Raw genomic sequence first — 19,598 nt, forward strand, 5'->3', positions numbered from 1 at the left:
AAATTTACGCTTATATTTTCGCATAGGGCTGCGAGGTGGAATTTGAGCTTAGGTGCGGCAAGCCGCTAACGAATAAATTTAATCAAAGGATCAAAATGAAAATACTACTTATTAACGGTGGGGCGCCGTTTAACGGCAATGGCGGCAAGCTAAGCAAAACCTTGCACGAGCTAGCCAAAAATACGCTGGAAGCCCTAGGGCACGAAACGCGCGAAACTACGATACATGAGGGCTACGACCTAGAGGGCGAGGTAGAGAAATTTCTATGGATGGATGCCGTGATCTGGCAGATGCCCGCGTGGTGGATGGGCGAGCCTTGGCTAGTCAAAAAATACATGGACGAGGTGTTTATGGGCGGCATAGGCAAGATAGTGGCAAACGACGGACGGCACAGCGCAAGCCCAAACGACGGCTACGGCACGGGTGGACTGATAAAGGGCAAATCGCACATGCTAAGCGTCACTTGGAATGCGCCGCTTCAGGCGTTTGAGAAGCCGGGCGATTTTTTCGAGGGCGTGGGCGTGGACGGCGTTTATCTGCATTTTCATAAGGCAAATGAGTTTTTAGGCACGAAAAGGCTGCCTACTTTTATGTGTAACGACGTCGTTAAAAACCCGGACGTAGAGCGTTTTATGAGAGATTACGAAGCGCATCTAAAAAGGGTTTTCGGCTAGCCTTGACGGCCTCAAACGAGTTTATCTGCTCGTAGTACAGCGCCAGATGGGCTAAAACGGATTATAAAATCGCTTCTTAAGCCGGATATTACGGCGCTTGTGAAATTTTAAAATAATGCCAAGCAGTACTTGTTCGAGTGTGGCTCGCGACGCGCGAGGTTTTCGTAAATCGCGAGATTCGAGCTTTGCTCGGCTGATTGACACTGCGTGATGTGAAGGAGGTGTGAAATTTGAAGTCTTGCGGCGCGCGATTTATGCAGTCACTATATAAAATTTCATACGGCTGTCGCAGCTTTTAAGTCTGTGCGAAATAAAACTTGCGAAACGACGTGGCATTTTGCGATCGTTTTAAATTTTGCAAATGCGCTGTATTTTAGCTCGGCGCGAGATAAAATTTTACGCGGCGCACTTTTATGTGATGTATGCGTCTGGCTTGCCGTTGCTCGTTAGTGCCATGTCAGCGAGTGCCTAAGCATGGATGAGTGCGATGGCTGGCTCGTGTAACTATTAGCGTGCCGTTCAGTGCTGCTAGTGGCTTTAAGAGGCGCGATGTGTATTTACAGGGGAAGAGATGCTAAAAATCGATATGCTTGAGTTTTTTCGCTAGGGCGAGTTTGCTGACGTAAAAAGCGGCTTGAGCTGCGCGCAGATCGCCTCGATGTTTGGCCCTGCGGATGCGAGCTTTAAGAGCGCGGGGGCTGAAATTTTAAGATACGGCGCCTTTGAGTTTCACTTTTTTCGGGACGAAATTTTTATGATCTTTTCGGATCATTTCAGAAGTGAGCCTCTTGATTTCGGCGGCGCAAGGGCGCGGCAAATCGAAATCGAGCCTTGGATATTATCGGGCTGTCCTGCCCCCATCGATCTTGCGGCAGTGAAAGGCGCTTTAAATCGTGAGCGGATCGAGTATCGCGAGCGCGCAACGGATGAGGGTTTGAAGCTAGACTTAAGCAGCGGCGTCACGCTTGCGTTTGAAAGCTTGATCGGGTTGGGCGAGCCCCACGGATACGAGCTTGCCGCATTTTGGATGAAATTTTAGTGGAATTTAAAAAGAGAAATATTTCTTTCGCGCGCTTTTTAAATTTAGCTTTCAAATTTACTCTTCGTCGAATGAAAATGAATGAAAATCCAAGCTAAATTTTGGCAGAAGCGGCGCCTTGTATCGCGCACGGCGCCGGAAAAACCGAGCCGTATTAGTTGCAGAAGTGCGGATTTAAAGATCGCGATAGCTTATAGCGACGCAGCTTTGTTTTTATGCTGCTACGGCGCGCCAGGATAAAGCGCCGAAATAAAATTTAAACAAAAGAGGTTTGATGTTTTTTGATACAAAATACGATGAAAAAAGATCGCTAGCTTTAATCAGATGAATACGCTTTTAAGATGCGTGCTGCTGTTTTTTATCCTTGGCGCGGGCGCGGCGCTGTATATGTCCTACACCGCGGTGCTACCGTCTAGCCCAGAAGATTTGCAGACCATAGAGGGGCGCGTTATATATGTGCAAACAAATAAGAGCAGAGGGGCTAGTTACTATAGGTTAAATTTAGTGGATAGCGCGTTTAAACAGAGGCGTTTTTCTTTAGATGTTTTCGGTGCCGAGAATACGGATACAAGACCGCGATATACGATAAGGACGTAAAAATTTGGTACCAAAGGATCGGGGGCGATACCGACCTTGCACGGCAGATCGCCCTTAAAGACGGGCAAATGGTTTTAAAATACGATTATGCTTTTGCAGCCAGGTTTTATTACGATACCATATCCGATTCCTATAGAATCACATATTTGAAATGGGGCGGCGGTGCGCTTGCGCTTTTGATCATTCAGATCGTTTTGACTCGGATAGCGAGGAGAAAATATCGCGCCAAATGGGGCTACTACGAAAAATCTACGAATAAAATTTAAAATCGCCGCCGCCGAATAAATTTAAGCAAAATTTTGACCGGGTAAAATTTCGGATCGGCTTTTGCGCGCCGATTAAATTTACGCGTCCGCTGCGCCGCGAAATTTAAATCTTAATTTAAATAGCGAAATAGGAAAAGTGAAATCGAGGTTTAAATTTTACTTTTTAAAATTATTTTGAAAAACGGCGGGTAGAAATCAGAGTTTTATCACAGAATTTTGTTTTTGGCAACTCTTGTGGGGAGCGACAAAAAAATGCGCTTTTTGCTTTTTTACTTGCGCGGTCAAAGGTGGCGCTTTAAATTTACTTGCCTTGAGACGGCGGTTTGGCTGTCGATGTAATCTTAGTCGCAAACTCATACTTTAAAATTTAACTGTAATGAAATGGTAGTGCGGCTTAAGCGTAAATTTTATCGTTGCGCCTAAGTTTTACTTCGACGTCATGCGCGGTAAATTTATAAAATTTCACGCCGCGCCGCGTAGCAAAATCAGCTCGCAAATTTTCAAATATGGCGGCAAAATTTAGCCCAAATTTAGGGCTAAATTTCACGTGCTTTCTAATTTTTCTCGGCTAATTTTTTCTCGATAAGCTTTAAAATTTCATCCGCGCTTACGCTCTGCCGCTTTAGGTCTGCACGGGTGATGAACTCGACGCTTCCTTCCGCTAGAGCTTTGCCCACGAGCACTGCGTACGGAAAGCCCATCAGCTCGAAGTCGTTCATCTTCACGCCGAAACGCTCCGCGCGATCGTCTAGCAGTACGCGAACGCCCAGTGCGCGGCACTGCTCGTACAGTTTCTCGGCAAATTCTACCGCAGCTGCGTCTTTGTGATTTGAGATGATGATCTCAAGCTCGAAAGGCGCCAGCTCGCGCGGCCAGATGCAGCCTCGCTCGTCATGGCTGCTTTCGATCGCCACGGCTATGAGTCGGCTTGCGCCGATGCCGTAGCAGCCCATGTAAAACGCACGAGCCTTGCCGTTTGCATCCAAAAATCGCGCCCCCATCGGCTCGGAATAGCGCGTGCCGAGCTGAAAGATATGGCCCACTTCGATGCCTTTTGTGATGCTAAGCTCGCCGCCGCAGCACGGACACGCGTCGCCTTCGCCCACGGCCGCGAGATCCGCAAAGCGCGATTCGTTAAAATTTATCACGCTAGCGCCCACGTAGTGGTAATCCGGCTCGTTTGCGCCCGCGATCATCTCGCGCGCTCCTTTTAGCTCGGCGTCGATGTAAAATTTCACTCCCTCGCCGAGCCCGAAAGGTCCGCAAAAGCCCGCCGTAAAGCCAGCTCGTGCGATCTCCTCCTCGCTAGCATCGACTAGCTCCAGCGCGCCGCAGGCGTTTTGCGCCTTGGTCTCTTGCAGCTCGTCGCAGCCGCGGATAAAAAACGCTACGATCTCGCTGCGATCCTCGTATAGCGCTTTTTTGATCACCGCTTTGATTGTATAGAATTTATCCACTTTGAAAAATTCCGCCACTGCGTCGATAGTTTTCATCGCGGGGGTTTTAAATTTCATCATACCGTCGGTTTCGGGCGCGGCGGCGTTCGTGGTTTTGGGAGTACGGCGCGCAGCCTCGATATTTGCGGCATACTCGCAGCGCTTGCACACGATGATATCGTCTTCGCCGTTGTTCGCTAGTACCATAAACTCCTTGCTGCCGCTGCCGCCGATCGCGCCGCTGTCCGCATCGACCGCACGGAAATTTAACCCAAGTCGCGTAAAGATCCGCGAGTACGCCTGCCTCATCACCTCAAACTCACGCTTCATATCCGCAGCGTCTGCGTGGAAGCTATAGCCATCTTTCATTATAAATTCGCGTCCGCGCAGAAGCCCGAAGCGAGGGCGCGCCTCGTCGCGGAATTTCGTATTGATCTGATAGATATTTAGCGGCAGCTGCTTATAACTCGTAATCTTATCCGCTACCATCAAAACCGCTGCCTCCTCGTTAGTTGGGCTTAGCACGAAGTCGTTATCCTTGCGGTCTTTGAAGCGCAGCAGCTCCTTGCCGTATTTGGCGTAGCGACCGCTTTTTTTCCACGCATCCGCGGACGTCACGACGCTAAAAGATACCTCCTGCGCGCCCGCAGCGTCCATCTCCTGCCTGATGACGGCGCAGATCCGCTCCAGCACTATCTTTCCTAGCGGCAAAAAATTATAAAGCCCGCTGCCCAGCTGCTCGATAAATCCCGCGCGGATCAAAAGCGCGTGGCTAGGTAGTACCGCGTCTCTAGGGGCCTCTTTTAGGCTCGGAGCGAAAAGCTTGCTAAATTTCATTCTGTCTGTCCTTTTTCTCGTTTTCTTGATTTAAAAATTTTTCGTAGTTTTCTTGCAGTTCAAAAATTTCGACCAGCGCGTTTACCGTGCCGCCCTCATCGTCCGCTTCGCCAAGGTTTTTTAAATTTACCGTCGGAGCGTGCAGAAACGCTTTAAAAACCTGATGGATCAGTTTGCGCGCTTCTTCCGCATCGCTGTGTTTTAGATAGCCCTTTTTAAGCGCCTTGGCTAGCTCCAGCTCAGCTACTTGTTTCGCGCTTTGGCGCAAAGCCTTGATGATCGGCGTGGATGCAGCCGCCTTGAGCCATTTGAAAAACTCGTTCGTGAATTTTGCCACGATCGAGTAAGCGATCTGCGCCTGCTCCTCGCGAAGCAGCAAATTTTTCTTTACGATTTCCTCCAGATCATCGACGCTGTAAACTTCAATATCCTCGCTCTGGCTAAGCTCCACGTCGCGCGGCACGGCGATATCGAAAAAATATCGCTTAAAGCTTTTGGGCTCAAGCAAGCTATCGGTAATGATCGGCTCTTGCGAGCCCGTGGCGCTGAAAAACAAGCTCGCAGAGTTTAGATATTTTTTCAGATTATCCAACGCGTCGGTCTTGATGCGAGCCGCGCAGCTGCTCGCGCCGCCGTTTGAGTCTGCTTCCGCGCAGTTTAAAGCTGCGCCGGCGTCTAAATTTACGCCACACTTCGCGCTTGCGTTATTTAGATTAACATCCGCGCGATTTAAATCCGCACTATTTTCCGAATTTGCGCCGGACTCCGCGCTGATCAAAGAATCCGCTAGCCTTCGCGCGCCGGCTAAATTTCGATTTAGAATTGTAATATTCGCGCCGCTTGCGAGCAGGTGTTTACACGCTAGCTCGCTCATCTCCCCCGCGCCCACTACCACGGCGTTTACGCCATGCAAGGAGCCTAACTTTTCCTTTGCCATCGCCACGGCGACGCTTGAGACCGAGATCGGATTTTTTGAAATTTCGGTCTGGTTGCGGATACGCGCCGCGCATTTTAGCGCTTCGTCTATCGCTCTTGCGATCTGCGCGCCCGCGTGGGCGTTTTGTTTGGCAAATTTAAAGGCGTCTTTGAGCTGGCCTACGATCTGCGTCTCGCCCACTACGAGGCTATCAAGAGATGCTGCGACGGCGAAAAGGTGGTGTATTGCGCCGTAATCCTCGTAAATATCGGCGCGCTCGGCTAGCTCGTCGTAGCTCACGCCGCTTACGCGTGAAAGCGCTAAAAGCACGAATTTGCTAGCCGCTTTGAAGTCGTCCACCGCGGTAAAAATTTCTACGCGGTTGCAGGTGCTTAGCACCAAGCACTCCTCTATTGCGGAGTTTGAAGCCAAAAGGCGCAAAATTTCTTTCTTGCGCACGTCGTTTGAAAACGAAAGTTTCTCGCGAACCGTGATGTCCGTGTTTTTATGGGTGAAGCTCACGCTCATATACGCCATCAAAACTCCCTATCTATCATATCTCGCACGATTTGCTCCAGCTTGTCGTTTTTAAATTCCACTACTGCTTCGAGCGCCTTCTGCCCGTAGGCGCGAGCTTCGTTTATACAGCGCTCGATGATGCCGTGCTCGCTAAATTTTGCTTTTATCCATGAAATTTCACTCTCGCGTAGCTGTTTTTTAAAAAACGATTTTAGCTTTTGCCGTCCGGAATCATCTAAATTTTCGTATAAATAGATGTAGGGCAGGGTGGTTTTACCCTCTGCAAAATCGCTCAAGCTCGGCTTGCCGAGCGCTTCTGAGCTTTGCGTCACGTCTAAAATATCGTCGATGATCTGAAAGGCAAGCCCAAGGTTTTTGCCGTATTCGCCGAATTTTGCGCTCGCGCTTGAAATTTTATCATGATCTTTCGCGGCTTTCGGATTCCTGTCCTCGTTTTTTGCGCCGTTAATATCTGAAATTTCGCCGCGATTTTCCGCGCCGCCGAATTTTAAAAACGCCCCGCAGCGCGCGACTTCTTCGATCAAAGCGGAGGTTTTTAGATAGATCATCTGCAGATATTTGCTCGCATCGTCGTTAAAATCATTGCTTAAGCTCACGTCCATCAGCTCGCCCACGGCTAGTTTCGTGACAGCGCCCGAAAGCGCGGCGGCGATGCGGCTTTCAAATTTAGAAAGCTCGAAGTATGCCTTGGAATAGAGTATGTCGCCCAGCATCACGGCGTTTTTGGAGCCGTAAGTGGCGTTGATCGAGGGTTTGCCGCGGCGCACCGAGCTTTCGTCGATGACGTCGTCGTGCAGCAGGCTCGCAGCTTGAATGAGCTCGATGATCGCGCACAGACGCAGCGATTTTTCATCTTTTTGCGCGATGTTTAGCAGCAGCTTGGAGCGCAGTTTTTTGCCGGGGCTTAGCCTGTCAAACATCTCGTTAGCGGGCTCGTAGCCGCAGTCTGCGATGAAGCTTTTCATAATTAAATCAATTTGATCTAGCATTTTACTCGTCGTTGCTTAGGATATTTCCGCTTATTTGCAAAAATTTGTCGTTTAGCTCGTCTTGTAGATCCTGCTGCGCAATGAAGCTTTCGATCTCTCGCTCGCTAATGCCGCGCGCTTCGCAGAGCCGCTCACAGGCGATTAGGCGGATTAGAGCTTCTTCGATTTCGTTTTGCACCAAAGTAGGGCTTGCAGTGGATAAAATTTCAAAAAATTTCTCTCTTGGGCTGCCTTCAAAAATATCCATTTACCTTCCTTAAAATTTCGCGATTATAGCAAATGTAAAATTTAATTTAGGTTAGGGCGCGGCAAACTATCGGGGGCTTTTAAACATGAGTAATTACGCAGATTTTGCACTTGCGTGCGGTAAATTTTAAGCTTAAGCGCGGGATTTTGGGCTTTGAATCTCATAAATTTTAAAATTTTATTTATTTGCGAGATAGGCAGAGCGAGCGGAATTTAAAAATTTAATCTTGGTCGCGTGGCTGATTAAACGCGAAGCTTTGCAGAAGGTGGAATTTTAAATTTATAGATAAGCAGCTTTATTTTTTTTGCGGAAATTTTAAAATTTTGTGGCGCGGGTGAAATTTTAGATTTCTTGTGAGCGGACAGAATTTCGCTTTGCTTGAGCGGTAAAATTCTTGGATTTCGCGTAGGTGGAGAGGATTTTGGCTTTGCTTGTGCGGTAAAATCTTTATTTCTGAGCGGCGGATAAATTCTACTTATGCAAAATCTACTCGCGTGCATAACACAGATCAGGCTTTTTAAAATTTTAAAATTCCGCCGCTTTGCGAGAATTTGAAATTTCATGGACGCGGTAGAATGCTAAAATCGCGTTTGGCATTAAATTTTTAAACTATAATTTTGAGGCAAATTTTAAATTAATCTGCGAGAGTATCTCTAAATTTAGAATTCCGCCACCTTTTACAGATAGAATTTCATTTTTAGCGCAGATAAAATCGCGCACCACAAGAGCTACTTTTAAAATTTTAAATTCCACTCGCGCAGATGAAATTTCGGTTTTTGTGCTGGCGGAATTTTTCGCGCAAGGATCACTTTTAAATTTTAATTTCGCTTACGTTGCGCACGAGGATGGAATTTGCTCTGTTTTAGGAGCCTAAAACGCGATTTTGCCATGCTGCAATACTGCTTTTAATTTAGCTATGCCTAAAAACCAGGCTGCTTAAATTCCGCCGATGATTTCGCGCGCTTGCGCGATGCTTAGGGCATTGCAGCTTAGTTCGCTAGGCTCGCCAAACCCCCAGCATACCTGCAAATACTCAAGTTTTGCGCCTCTTAGATCTGCCAAGTTTGCCTGAAAACATCGCGTTGCCGCAGTTTGTGAGTCTTCCGTCGCTTCTGTTTTTGCGGAAATTTTAGCGCCTTTAAAGCTTAGTGTTGCCACCCCGTCAGCGTCCGAGTCGTTAGGGCGGAATTTTTCATCCGCGTTAAGATTTTTGCCGCAAGAGTTTAAGCCCTCGCTAGTGCTGAAATTCTCTCTACTCGTGTCACGGCTAGCATTTAAGCTCTCGCCGTCATTGCCGCCTTGAAATTCTAAATTTTGTAAGAATTCCGCGCCACGGAGTGCAGCTAGTTCATCTTTTTTGCTGTCGCCCAAAAAAATCGCGTTTTTGTGCGGCGAGCGCGATATTACGTGTAGCAGCATCGTAGGGTTGGGTTTTGATGGCATCTGCTCGTTCGCGCCTACGACCAGATCAAATAGCCTGCGCACGCCCGTTTTTTCTAAGATCGCGCTTAGGGTATAGGAAGGCGCATTGGAGGCGACTGCGAGAAAAAATCCTGCTTTTTTGCACGAGTGCAAAAGATCTTCGATACCCTCGTAAAGCACGGCAAAATCGCGGTAATTGCTTACGAATTCTTTTTCAAAAAACGCAAGCTCTTCGGCGCTCGCTTCGGTTTTGCCGTAAAATTCCAAAAAGGCGTTTTTGCTTGGATCGTTGATGGTGTGGACGATGAAATTCTTTTGCAGCGGTGCTAGATCGTAGAGCTCGCGGCGAGTGTTATTGACGCTGATTTCGATCGCGCGCGAAGAGTCAAGCAGCGTGCCATCCATATCAAAAATCACGGTTTTCATCTAATAATCCTTTAAAAAATCGATTTTGTGCTTGTCTTTTTTGTAACTCTTATTATTTTTGAGCTTTTGCAGAGTGTTTGCTTCATGCTGTAGCGCTGATCTAAACGCGGCATCGTTGATCTGTCCTGCCTCGCTAGCATCAAGGACGTTTTTAGCAAAGCTCTCAAGCGCCTTGGTGTAGGGACTATCGAGATTCGTAGCGGCCGCTTTAGATAAAATTTCATAGTTTTTAGCTATTCGCTTCGCAAAAAGCTCTGCGTCGAAATCCTCGCGCTTTAGCAGTGCTACGGCGGATTTTACGAAGCGCTCTAATGCGCGGATATATTTAACGCGCTCATCTTTTTCTTTGATTTGCATGATTTTTCCTTAATTAAAGCGCGCATTATAGCAAAATTCGAAATTTTGGCAAAATTACGCATATTGTAAAACTATATTTTAATAACATTTTTTCTATAAATCCTGTATTATAGGCATTTTAAAATCATATAAAAATACTTGACTTTATTTTAAAATTTAGCTATTATTCGCCAAATTTTTTACAAAGGACGAAAATGCAAAAAGAAACCCTCGCAACTCACTTCGGTTACGACTCCGTCGCAGGCTACGGCACGATGGCAGTTCCCATTTATCAAAGCACCGCGTTTAACTTCGGTTCTAGCAAAAAGGCCGCCGATCGCTTCGCGCTGCGTGATCTAGGGCCGATTTATGGGCGTTTGACAAATCCTACTACTGATGTTTTTGAGGCGCGACTTGCGGCGCTGGAAAACGGCAAAGCTGCAATCGCGGTCTCTAGCGGGCAGGCAGCGATATTTTTTGCGGTGGCAAATTTAGCCGCAGCGGGCGAAAATATCATCATCGCCGAGAAAATTTACGGCGGCGCGACTACGCTTTTGGCACATACGATCAAGCGTTTCGGCATCGAGGCTAGGGTTTTTGACTCCGAAACGGCAGATAATTTGGAAGGTTTAATCGATGATAAAACTAGAGCGATCTTTTTCGAGACGCTTTCAAATCCTCAAATTTCAGTTGCAAATACCGCTAAAATCGCTACAATCGCAAATAAGCACGGCGTAGTAACGATTGCGGATAACACGATCCCAAGTCCTGCGCTTTACAATCCGCTTGATGACGGCGCCGATGTCGTAATCCACAGCGCGAGTAAATATATAAGCGGACAGGGACTTAGCATCGCGGGCGCGGTCGTTTCGAGCAATGGGTTAAATTCCAAACTCAAAGGCAATCCGCGTTACGCACATTTCAACGAACCTGATGAGAGCTATCACGGCTTAGTTTATGCAGATTTAGTAGATAATTTCGACATTTACACGCTTAGGATTCGCTTGTCCCTGCTTCGCGATATTGGTGCGACGCTATCGCCGTTTAACGCGTTTCAGCTCATCCAGGGGCTTGAAACACTGCCGCTTCGCATGCAAAAACACTCGCAAAATGCATTAAAGATAGCAGAATTTTTGCAAAATCATCCGAAGGTAAAGCAGGTCAATTATCCGGGGCTTGCAAGCTCGCCGTTTAATGTCGCGATTAAAGCGAAATTTAAAAACGGCTATGCAAGCAGTCTGATGAGCTTCATCGTAGATAGCGAAGAAACAGCGCTAAAGGCGGTTAGTAAGGTTAAAATTTTCTCCGTCGTAGCAAATATCGGCGATACGAAGTCGATCATCACTCATCCTGCGAGCACGACGCATTCGCAGCTAAACGAGGAGCAGCTAAACCGCGCTGGCGTGCCTGCGAGCCTAATCCGCCTAAGCGTGGGTATAGAGGATGCGAACGATTTGATTTCTGATCTTAGTGAGGCACTGAAATAATGGCACTTTTAAGCACAAAGGGCGTTTATGGGCTGGCTGCGATTTTGCAGATCGCCAAAGCTAGCGAAGTAGCGCCGATAAGTATCAAAGAGATCGCCGAGCGTACGGGAGTTTCTAAGAATTATTTGGAGCAAATTCTAAATACCCTTAGAAACGAAAAGCTAGTGTGTAGCATCAAAGGTAAAAACGGCGGTTATCACCTAGCCAGAGATGCTAGCGAGATTACTTTCGGTGAAATTTTTACCGCTCTTGAAAAGGATCTGCGGATGACTAGCATCCAGATGAGCGATCCCGGACTGCGGGCGTTTTTTGAGAAATTTGACGTCAAGCTGGCAGAGATATTTAACGAGCCTCTAAGCAGCTACGAGGAGATGATGGCGCGAAGCGTCCAGTATTTAAATTTCAGCATTTAAAGGAAAAATATGAAAATAGCAAACGATGTTACGGAGCTCATCGGCAATACTCCGTTAGTTAGAATCAATACGTTTGGCAAAAATGCCCTCATCTTAGCCAAGGCGGAATTTTTAAACCCAAGCCACTCGGTCAAGGATCGCATCGCGTGGCAGATCGTAAAAGACGCGCTAAGCTCGGGCAAAATCGATAAAAATAGTGTTTTGATAGAGCCTACCAGCGGAAACACGGGCGTGGGGCTTGCGATGATCGCAGCAAAGCTCGGTATGAAGCTCATCCTAACGATGCCAAGCTCGATGAGTATCGAGCGCCAAAAGCTCATCGCGGCATTCGGCGCTAAAATCGAGCTGACCGATCCGAAATTTGGAATGAAAGGCGCGGTAGATAGGGCAAATGAGCTAGCGGCGAGCACTCCAAATAGCTTTATCCCGAGTCAGTTTGATAACCCGAGCAATCCAAAGGCGCATTTTCAAAGCACTGGACCTGAAATTTGGGAGCAAAGCGGCGGTAAGGTAGATATTTTAGTCGCAGGATTTGGTACCGGAGGCACGCTCAGCGGCACGGCGAAATTTTTAAAATCTAAAAATCCAAACCTCAAAGCCTACGGCGTGGAGCCTGCTAGTTCGCCGCTTCTTACGTGCGGCAGTGCGGGCGGGCATAAAATTCAGGGCATCGGCGCAAATTTTATCCCTGATAATCTTGATAGAAGCGTCATCGACGGTTTTTTGAGCGTTGAGAACGACGATGCGTTCGCCGCAGCTAGACAGCTAGCACAAAAAGAGGGCTTACTCGTGGGCATCTCAAGCGGTGCGAACGTTTATGCTGCCGCTCAGATCGCTGCCAAGCCCGAAAACAAGGGCAAAGTGATCGTTACGATCCTTTGCGATACCGGCGAGAGGTATCTTTCTACCGAGCTTTTCAAATAGGCGGCGGTTTTTGCGCGAGCGCGGCGTTAGCGCGGTAATTTTTGCGCGCTTTTTGCGGACACAGAGCTTTGCGCGATTAAATTTCACGCTGGCGCCGGAATTGGCGCGATGAGTTTTGCGCGATCGCGCGGGTTATTGCGACGATTGCGAAACTATATTTTGCATTTTCGCGTTACGTAGGCGATAGATTTACGCGATAGTTTCTGTGCGGGCGAGGCGATAGTTACGATGGTTGCGCGATGACTTTACGTAAGCATCGCGATTTTGCACTTCACCCATTTGTTGATTTATCGATTAGTGCCCGTCGCGAGATAAAATTTAGCCCCAAAATAGGGTTAAATTTTAAAATTTCGCCTCGCTCACAGACAATAATTTTCGGGCGCGCTATGTATGACGGCGCGATCGCGCAACGTAAGGCATTAAATTTTAAAATCGCTAGGCTCGCCAAATCTGCGCGATCTGTTCTTGCCGCAAAATTTTATATCACCGTCCGCATATGCGGCACAAAATTTTAAAATTCTACTGAAATTTTAAAGCTCGTTGCGCGGCGCAAATTTCAAACCCGCGCCGTATGTAAAACCCAAACCGCCTTTTAAATTTAGCCAAATTTCAAAATTTAATCATAAAAACGCTATCATCGGGGCAAAATTTTTAAGGTTGTAAAATGAGTTTGAGCCTGAAATTTCGCCCCAAAAGCCTAGAGCAGATCGTGGGGCAGGGCAAGATCGTAGCGGTTTTTAAAAAATTCGTCGCCGCAGGCAGCATCCCGCACAGTATATTTTTCGGCGCCGCAGGCAGCGGCAAAACGACGATGGCGCGCGTGATCGCAAGCGAGCTGAATTACGATTTTTACGAGCTTGACGCCACGAGCCTGAAGGTCGAGGATATCCGCAAAATTCTATCCTCGCACGCCGGCTCGCTCATCAAGCCGCTCATTTTCATCGACGAGATCCACCGCCTCAGCAAGACGCAGCAGGAGGTGCTTCTTATACCGATGGAGAACTACGCCGCGATCATCATCGGCGCGACGACGGAAAATCCGCAGTTCGTACTAAGCAGCGGCATCCGCTCGCGCTCGATGATCTTTGAGTTCGAGCCGCTTAGCTACGAAGATTTGGAGGCGCTTTTGGCGCGGGTGCAGGGCGAGATCGGCTTTGAGATGGACGAGGAGGCGCGAAAATACCTGCTAAACTCCAGCAGCGGCGATGCGAGGAGTATGCTAAATCTGCTGGAATTTGCACTTTTGGCAGACAGCGCCATTACGCTGGATACGCTTCGCACGCTGCGTGCAAATGCCGTAGCTGCGGGCGTTAGCAGCGATGATGTGCATTATGAGCTTGCCAGCGCGATGATAAAAAGCCTGCGCGGCAGCGACGCCGACGCCGCGCTGTATTACGTCGCGAGGCTGATAGATGCGGGTGAGAGCGCGGATTTTATCGCGCGCAGGATGGTGATCCTAGCTAGCGAGGACATCGGCAATGCCAATCCAAACGCCCTAAATATCGCGGTTAGTACGCTAGCTGCCGTCAGCAAGATCGGCTACCCCGAAGCTCGCATTATCTTAGGTCAATGCGCGATCTATCTGGCGCACAGCCCCAAATCAAACGCCGCGTACTTGGGCATCAACGCCGCTTTAAAGTTCGTCCGCTCCGCCGCTCCGCTACCTACGCCGCGCTATCTTATCAACTCGGACAAGCAGATAGCGGACTACAAATACCCGCACGACTTCGGCGGCTGGGTCGAGCAGGCCTATATGAGCGAGGCGGCGAAATTTTACGAAAGCAAGGGGATCGGCTTTGAAAAGACGCTGGATGAGTGGCTGGCGCGATTGCACAGGGAAAAGATCGATATCAAGGAGTGAGAAATGAACTTTAGCAGCGTCCTAAAACTAATGAAGCAGCGCTACGGTGCGGATGGCGAGTATCTGTGGGATGAATATCCGAATTTTGCGGTTTTTCGTCACGCAGGAGGGAAGCGCAAGTGGTTTGCGCTTTTGATGCGCGGGCTTGCAAAGGAAAAGCTTGATCGCGCACTTCCTGGCTCAAGCGACGTGATAAATTTAAAAGTTTCGCCCGATTTGGCGGCAATTTTGCGTGACGAAAAAGGAATTTTTGCAGCCTATCATATGAATAAAAAGCACTGGATCAGCGTCTGCCTTGATGCGGTGCCGCGCGAGCAGATCGAGGATCTAATCGAGCATAGCAGGGAGCTTACGAGGTAGAATTTGCGCCTGGGATCGGTTTAAATTTGCGTGCGAAAGAGGCTAAAATTGAACCGAGAGCGCAGATTTTAGCGGCTCGTGAGACTTAAATTTAAAAATTTTTGCAAAGAGCGCGGATGAATGAGCAAAATTTGAAATATATCGCAAATTTAAAAGTGCAGGACGTGCCGTGGAGCAGGCTCACGACCGCTTACGGTAGGGCGAGCGAGTTTGCTGAAATTTTTGAGAAACTCGCGCGGGCAATCGAAGCTTGTGATGCGGCGCACAGTTCGGGCGGCGAGCAAAATTTAAAAAGCGAGCTCAGCGCAGGGGAAAATTTAAAAAATCATCATGGCTGCGGGCAAAATTCTACGGATGTGGCAAGATGCGGCGCGGCACAAAATTTCGTAAATTTAGCGCAAAAGAGTGAGTCGAAATTTAAAAAGGCAGATAACGGGGCGGCGAAATTTAAAGCGGGCGGAGAGACGGAGCTTAAAACGGACGCGGCGAAGTGCGGTGAGGCGGAATTTAAGAGTGCGGATAGCGCGGCGATAAAATTTAAAGCGAGCCAGGCGAGTAAATTTAAAACGAGCGCAGCGGATAAGGACTTGGATGCGGGCGAGCGGGAGAAATTTGATATTAAAACCGCCCAGGGCGCGCTTAGTAAGATTTTTACGAGATAGAGCATCAAGGCTCGTTTTGGCACGCAACCCCTTTTGCGCTGCTGTTTTTGGTGCGTATCTTTATGCAGGCGCGCGCTGCGGCGGACAAAAACGCGAATAAAAATAATCAAAACGCCGCGGCGGAAGAAATCGGCGGAAATAATCAGAACGCGGCGGATAGAAATGCGGATAAAAGCTGGCAAAATGATGCGGCAGGCTTTATCGCGGCTCGGCTCGGTGGATTTTTTGCGTTTATGATTGAGATTTGCGATGATGCCGATAAGATCTCGCACGCAGCGCCGCTGTCGAACTTTTCGGATATGCTTGCGGAAAAATATCTGTGGCCGCAGAGCGATGAGAATGACGAGGAGCGCTGGGAGGAGTACTTTTACGACGATGAGCTATTTTACAGCCTCTATTTTTATTCGCGGGCGGTTTTGGACGCGACGGGAGTGGACTTTGCGCAGTTTAAGTCTAAGCCAGACCGGCGTTTTTAGGTGCATCGTTTAAGCGCTATGTTTAAGCCTCTTTCGCCGCCATGTTTAAATTTATCGCGACGCGCTTTGGCGACACTTTGTTTAAATTTAGACTTCAAAAAATTTTTAAAATTCTTTAAAAATTTACGGCATGCAGAATTTACAGATCGTCTGTTTAAATTTAAAATTCGCGCGATTTTTGATCGGCGGTGCGGTTAAGGCGCGGGTAACGCTTTTAAATTTAGATTGCCGCGAAGCTTCAAACTCGCTTGCGGCAGAGCTTTTTATGTGGTTTTAAAAAGATACCAATTCGGCGCAATTTTTTCTATCATTATAAACTCGCTAGGACTCATTTGCGGCAGGTCCGCCTCGTCTTGCACCCGCAAAAAGCCCACGGAATTATCGGTGATCCCGCCGATGAGCAGCATAAATCTTTTGCCATCCGTCTTGGTGTGAGAGAGATGCGGGCTTTTGATCTCCGCCTTTGCGCGCTCGGGCTCGCCGCCTGCGTAAAGCTCGTAAATTTTTTCAAATGCCGCTAGGTTTTGTTTCCCAAACTCCATAAGCTCTTTATCGGGCGCTAAGATTAGCTTTAAATTTATGATATCCGTATCGGTTCTTTGCTCAAATTCGCGTTTTTGCGCCTCGTTAAATTTTTCATATTCGCTTACGATAGCCTCAATAATAGCGGTTTGCGCCAAAACTCGCACGGCGTAGATTCCGTCCTCCTTAGTATAGACATAAAGGTCGAAGTGCTTCTCTTTAGAGCCCAGAAATACGTGAAAAATCTCGCTAAATTCGTCGCTACGTCCAAGCGGAGCAACCGTGATTTTGCTATAATTATCTGCCGCGTAGAATTTGCGCTTTAAATAGCTTCTCATCTCGCCTTTGAAATAAAGATTTTTATCGAAGTTTGCGTCGCTAAATAGCGAGCGGACGAGCTCTTCGTTAGAGCTCGCGTTTAGGTTTAACGCGCAGCTTGCACAAAGTATGAGCGAGGCAAAAATTTTTGAAAATCCCGCCGTTTTAAAAAATCTAAATAAGCCCAAAATTTAACCTTTGGAAATTTTATAAATTTAAAAAGTCCATAAATTCTGGAAATTTTAAAATTTTGCAAATTTTAAAACTCCGTAAATTTCGTTTTTATAGGCCCGCCATCTCCTCAGCGCGCGCAAGAAGCTGCTTTGCACCCTTTTCGATAAAAACGCGCGCAAGCTCCGCGCCTACACTTTGGTATTGCGATTTTTGCGCGACGATGCTTTGGCGGATGCTCTCGCTGCCGTCGGGTAGACCCACTATCGCGCTGATGTGGATATTTTCGCCGTCAAGGCGTGCGTTGATGCCGATCGGCACCTGGCAGCCACCCTCTAAAACCCTGACAAAATCCCGCTCTACGGTCGTTTCGATGATCGCGCGCTCATCTTTTAAAAATTCTATCGCGCGCAGGATTTGCGGCTCGTCCACCGCCTCGATGCCAAGCGCTCCTTGCCCCATCGCAGGGATCATCTGCGAGACCTCAAAGGGCGCTACGTGCTTTACCTCGGCGCGCAAATTTAATCGGTTGATGCCCGCCATAGCTAAGATGATCGCATCGAATTCCCCGTCTTTTAGCCTTCGCAGGCGGGTCTGGACGTTGCCGCGCAAGGAGATTATCTCTAAATCAGGCCGCATGCTAAGCAGCTGCATTTTGCGGCGAAGGCTTGTGGTGCCGACTTTTGCGCCGCGAGGTAGCTCGCCGAATTTAGAGTATTTTTCGCTAATCATCGCATCGCGCACATCCTCGCGCGCGCAAATCGCCGCTAGTACGAGCCCCTGAGGAAACTCCACTGGTACGTCTTTTAGGCTATGCACGGCGATATGTGCTTCGCCGCGAAGCATGCTCTCCTCAAGCTCCTTCGTAAAAAGCCCCTTGCCGCCGATCTTTGCAAGCGGCGTGTCTAAAATTTTATCGCCTTTGGTTTTCATGCTTTTTAGCTGCGCTTGGATGCCGCGGGCGCTAAGCAGCGATGCGATGTGCTCGCTCTGCCACAGCGCAAGCATACTGCCGCGAGTAGCGATGATCAAATTTTTCATTTTTTCTCTCCTATGCTTTTTCGAATCTCGATTTCGTTCTCTTCGATCACCTCAACGTCGATTACATCGTCGCTTGTGCGGCTGCGTCGCCAAAATTTTCGCTCTCTTTTTTCGGAATTTTCACTACTAGCGTTAAATTTAGGCACGTCGCTGGTAACGCAGTAAAACGACGCGGTAATTATGCAAACGCCTAAAATATCGCCGAAAATGCCAGGTGCAATGAGAAAAACGCCACCTACGACGAAGCCTACGCCGCTTAAAATTTCTTTCGGCGAAATTTTCATTAGATTAAAAAAGCCCATCCACGAGCGGTTTGCTACGACGTATCCGCCTAAAATCGCGCTTATGACGATCTCCACCGCATACGCCGCAAATCCGTTTGCGCTTACGAAATAATAGGTCGTAAATGCCTCAATTATCAGATACGGAACGATCAAAAGCCTAAACATATTTTTCCTTGAATTATCGCTTTAAGCCGCGCCTCTTTAATGGCGCTAAAATTTAATCGCGGATTTTAGCAAATTCCGTCTGAATTTTTAATGTATCGCAAGAGCCCCTCACAGCCGCGCTTGATATCTGCGTAGCAGCGCTCAAAATCACGCGTGTAGTAGGGATCGGCGATTTGTAGGCGTTGGGGATCGGTTAAATTTAAACCGCCGCTCTTTAAATTTAAGTCGGTTTGTTTTGCCGAGCCTTTGAAATTTAGCGCATCGCAGTCTGCAAAATTCCCCTCTTTAAATTCCAAAAGAAATTTTACCTTAGCCATATCCTTGCCGCGAAAAATTCGCCCCAGCGAGCGCATATTTTCATCATCCATGCAAAGAATTAGATCGTAGCGCTCGTAGTCTGCGGGCGTGACCTGCACGGCGCGATGCACTACGAGCGGCACCTTTTGCTCTTTTAGCACGCGCTGCGTTTCGTAATAGGGCGGCGAGCCGATCTCGTCGGTGTGCGTCGCCGCAGAATCCACGCTCACGCGCGCACTTAGGCCGCTTTGATTAATGAAATTTTGCATCACGGACTGCGCCATCGGCGAGCGGCAGATGTTACCGTGACAGACGAAAAGTAGCCTCACGCGCGCCTACTGTGTGATGATGTCGTAATTTTTCGGAATTGCGGGCTTGAAGATCGCATCGTTTACCGGCGCGTTTTTGCGGACGTTGCTTAGATTTATGACGACCTTATTGTCCATTTTATCGGTGTAGCTGATCTTGCTCGGCAAATCGCCCTTTAGCTCGATGAGATATTTCACGTCGTCGAAACTCGCCTCATAAACGCCGTTTTTATTTGGCTTTGCGTTCGCTAGGATCGCGGTTAAATTTGGCGTTTCTTTGATATTCGTGATGATGGCCTGCTCGAGTTCGGGCTCGATTACGACGACCTTTGTGAAACTAAAAAATATATTTTTTATCGTAGGGGTCTTATAATGCCACACGGCGTGCTCTTTCGTGGCGCTAAAATCGCCGCCGTAGCTGATTTTTGCATCATCGCTCTGCACGGTTTGCGAAAAATTTGCGCTCAGAGTGTTGAATTCTATCCCGCTTGCGAATGCAAAAATGCAGCTTGCCGCTAAAGAAATAAGAGTTTTTTTCATAAATTTGACCTTTATTTTTGGAAATTTGCGCGTATTATAGCCGT

The 19,598-nt window shown here is 48.0% G+C and carries 24 protein-coding genes; 12 read left to right on the forward strand and 12 right to left on the reverse strand.

Translation table 11 applies throughout. The features are described from left to right. Nucleotides 1-95 precede the first annotated feature (95 nt). From Q0323_RS06760 to Q0323_RS06775, 4 genes are all read left to right on the forward strand, one after another. On the forward strand, nucleotides 96-674 hold the full coding sequence (locus tag Q0323_RS06760; RefSeq protein WP_298052841.1) for an NAD(P)H-dependent oxidoreductase: 579 nt from the start codon (nucleotides 96-98) through the stop codon (nucleotides 672-674). Between the two features lie 634 nt (nucleotides 675-1,308). After that, complete coding sequence (locus tag Q0323_RS06765; protein WP_298052844.1) at nucleotides 1,309-1,713, forward strand: hypothetical protein; 405 nt, start codon at nucleotides 1,309-1,311, stop codon at nucleotides 1,711-1,713. Nucleotides 1,714-2,037: 324 nt separating this feature from the next. Further along, nucleotides 2,038-2,310: a hypothetical protein gene (locus Q0323_RS06770; protein ID WP_298052847.1), complete on the forward strand. Its 273-nt coding sequence runs from the start codon at nucleotides 2,038-2,040 to the stop codon at nucleotides 2,308-2,310. 68 nt (nucleotides 2,311-2,378) lie between these two features. After that, nucleotides 2,379-2,576: a hypothetical protein gene (locus tag Q0323_RS06775; protein ID WP_298052850.1), complete on the forward strand. Its 198-nt coding sequence runs from the start codon at nucleotides 2,379-2,381 to the stop codon at nucleotides 2,574-2,576. Between the two features lie 554 nt (nucleotides 2,577-3,130). On the opposite strand, the gene Q0323_RS06780 is transcribed toward Q0323_RS06775, so the two are convergent. The 7 genes from Q0323_RS06780 to Q0323_RS06810 all read right to left on the reverse strand — a co-directional run bounded on the left by Q0323_RS06780 (nucleotide 3,131) and on the right by Q0323_RS06810 (nucleotide 9,746). Further along, nucleotides 3,131-4,849 (reverse strand): proline--tRNA ligase, encoded by a 1,719-nt coding sequence (locus tag Q0323_RS06780; protein WP_298052853.1) that lies wholly within the window; start codon nucleotides 4,847-4,849, stop codon nucleotides 3,131-3,133. Then, nucleotides 4,839-6,302: a glutamyl-tRNA reductase gene (hemA, locus tag Q0323_RS06785; RefSeq protein ID WP_298052855.1), complete on the reverse strand. Its 1,464-nt coding sequence runs from the start codon at nucleotides 6,300-6,302 to the stop codon at nucleotides 4,839-4,841. The genes Q0323_RS06780 and hemA overlap by 11 nt, the downstream gene beginning before the upstream one ends. Then, nucleotides 6,302-7,294, reverse strand: coding sequence for a polyprenyl synthetase family protein (locus Q0323_RS06790; RefSeq protein ID WP_298052856.1), 993 nt, complete (start codon nucleotides 7,292-7,294; stop codon nucleotides 6,302-6,304). Before Q0323_RS06790 ends, hemA begins: the two co-directional genes overlap by 1 nt. Nucleotide 7,295: 1 nt before the next feature. Beyond that, nucleotides 7,296-7,541, reverse strand: a complete 246-nt coding sequence (locus Q0323_RS06795; RefSeq protein WP_298052858.1) for a DUF2018 family protein — start codon at nucleotides 7,539-7,541, stop codon at nucleotides 7,296-7,298. A 242-nt stretch (nucleotides 7,542-7,783) separates the two neighbouring features. Next, entirely contained in the window at nucleotides 7,784-8,104 is a 321-nt protein-coding gene (locus tag Q0323_RS06800; protein WP_298052860.1) for a hypothetical protein, read from the reverse strand. A 373-nt stretch (nucleotides 8,105-8,477) separates the two neighbouring features. Then, on the reverse strand, nucleotides 8,478-9,389 hold the full coding sequence (locus Q0323_RS06805; protein ID WP_298052862.1) for an HAD family hydrolase: 912 nt from the start codon (nucleotides 9,387-9,389) through the stop codon (nucleotides 8,478-8,480). After that, complete coding sequence (locus Q0323_RS06810; RefSeq protein ID WP_298052865.1) at nucleotides 9,390-9,746, reverse strand: hypothetical protein; 357 nt, start codon at nucleotides 9,744-9,746, stop codon at nucleotides 9,390-9,392. Nucleotides 9,747-9,940: 194 nt separating this feature from the next. Between Q0323_RS06810 and Q0323_RS06815 the strand changes: the two genes are divergently transcribed. The 8 genes from Q0323_RS06815 to Q0323_RS06850 all read left to right on the forward strand — a co-directional run bounded on the left by Q0323_RS06815 (nucleotide 9,941) and on the right by Q0323_RS06850 (nucleotide 16,185). Next, entirely contained in the window at nucleotides 9,941-11,212 is a 1,272-nt protein-coding gene (locus tag Q0323_RS06815) for an aminotransferase class I/II-fold pyridoxal phosphate-dependent enzyme (protein ID WP_298052868.1), read from the forward strand. After that, nucleotides 11,212-11,625: an Rrf2 family transcriptional regulator gene (locus tag Q0323_RS06820; protein WP_177387438.1), complete on the forward strand. Its 414-nt coding sequence runs from the start codon at nucleotides 11,212-11,214 to the stop codon at nucleotides 11,623-11,625. The genes Q0323_RS06815 and Q0323_RS06820 overlap by 1 nt, the downstream gene beginning before the upstream one ends. A 9-nt stretch (nucleotides 11,626-11,634) precedes the next feature. After that, nucleotides 11,635-12,549, forward strand: coding sequence for a cysteine synthase A (gene cysK, locus Q0323_RS06825; protein ID WP_295151870.1), 915 nt, complete (start codon nucleotides 11,635-11,637; stop codon nucleotides 12,547-12,549). Between the two features lie 664 nt (nucleotides 12,550-13,213). Beyond that, nucleotides 13,214-14,410 (forward strand): replication-associated recombination protein A, encoded by a 1,197-nt coding sequence (locus Q0323_RS06830; RefSeq protein ID WP_298052871.1) that lies wholly within the window; start codon nucleotides 13,214-13,216, stop codon nucleotides 14,408-14,410. 3 nt (nucleotides 14,411-14,413) lie between these two features. Continuing rightward, nucleotides 14,414-14,770, forward strand: a complete 357-nt coding sequence (locus Q0323_RS06835) for an MmcQ/YjbR family DNA-binding protein (RefSeq protein ID WP_298052874.1) — start codon at nucleotides 14,414-14,416, stop codon at nucleotides 14,768-14,770. A gap of 116 nt (nucleotides 14,771-14,886) precedes the next feature. Further along, nucleotides 14,887-15,432, forward strand: coding sequence for a hypothetical protein (locus tag Q0323_RS06840; protein WP_298052876.1), 546 nt, complete (start codon nucleotides 14,887-14,889; stop codon nucleotides 15,430-15,432). 62 nt (nucleotides 15,433-15,494) lie between these two features. Beyond that, on the forward strand, nucleotides 15,495-15,908 hold the full coding sequence (locus Q0323_RS06845; RefSeq protein ID WP_298052878.1) for a hypothetical protein: 414 nt from the start codon (nucleotides 15,495-15,497) through the stop codon (nucleotides 15,906-15,908). A gap of 130 nt (nucleotides 15,909-16,038) precedes the next feature. Continuing rightward, on the forward strand, nucleotides 16,039-16,185 hold the full coding sequence (locus Q0323_RS06850) for a hypothetical protein (protein ID WP_298052881.1): 147 nt from the start codon (nucleotides 16,039-16,041) through the stop codon (nucleotides 16,183-16,185). Here the strand turns inward: Q0323_RS06850 and Q0323_RS06855 are convergent. The 5 genes from Q0323_RS06855 to lolA form a co-directional block, all read right to left on the reverse strand. Beyond that, the gene (locus tag Q0323_RS06855) at nucleotides 16,172-16,936 is read right to left on the reverse strand and encodes a hypothetical protein (protein ID WP_298052883.1); all 765 of its coding nucleotides are present in this window, start codon (nucleotides 16,934-16,936) and stop codon (nucleotides 16,172-16,174) included. The two genes, Q0323_RS06850 and Q0323_RS06855, sit on opposite strands and share 14 nt — an antisense overlap. 94 nt (nucleotides 16,937-17,030) lie before the next feature. Beyond that, nucleotides 17,031-17,960: a hydroxymethylbilane synthase gene (hemC, locus tag Q0323_RS06860; RefSeq protein WP_298052886.1), complete on the reverse strand. Its 930-nt coding sequence runs from the start codon at nucleotides 17,958-17,960 to the stop codon at nucleotides 17,031-17,033. Next, the gene (locus Q0323_RS06865) at nucleotides 17,957-18,409 is read right to left on the reverse strand and encodes an FxsA family protein (protein WP_291937031.1); all 453 of its coding nucleotides are present in this window, start codon (nucleotides 18,407-18,409) and stop codon (nucleotides 17,957-17,959) included. The genes hemC and Q0323_RS06865 overlap by 4 nt, the downstream gene beginning before the upstream one ends. 65 nt (nucleotides 18,410-18,474) lie before the next feature. Continuing rightward, a complete protein-coding gene (locus Q0323_RS06870; RefSeq protein ID WP_298052890.1) occupies nucleotides 18,475-19,035 on the reverse strand; it encodes a low molecular weight protein-tyrosine-phosphatase in 561 nt (186 codons plus the stop codon). 6 nt (nucleotides 19,036-19,041) lie between these two features. Then, nucleotides 19,042-19,554 (reverse strand): LolA-like outer membrane lipoprotein chaperone, encoded by a 513-nt coding sequence (gene lolA, locus Q0323_RS06875; protein WP_297944117.1) that lies wholly within the window; start codon nucleotides 19,552-19,554, stop codon nucleotides 19,042-19,044. Between the last annotated feature and the right edge of the window lie 44 nt (nucleotides 19,555-19,598).

Source organism: uncultured Campylobacter sp. (genome assembly GCF_938030145.1).
In the GTDB taxonomy this organism is placed as follows: Bacteria; Campylobacterota; Campylobacteria; order Campylobacterales; family Campylobacteraceae; genus Campylobacter_B.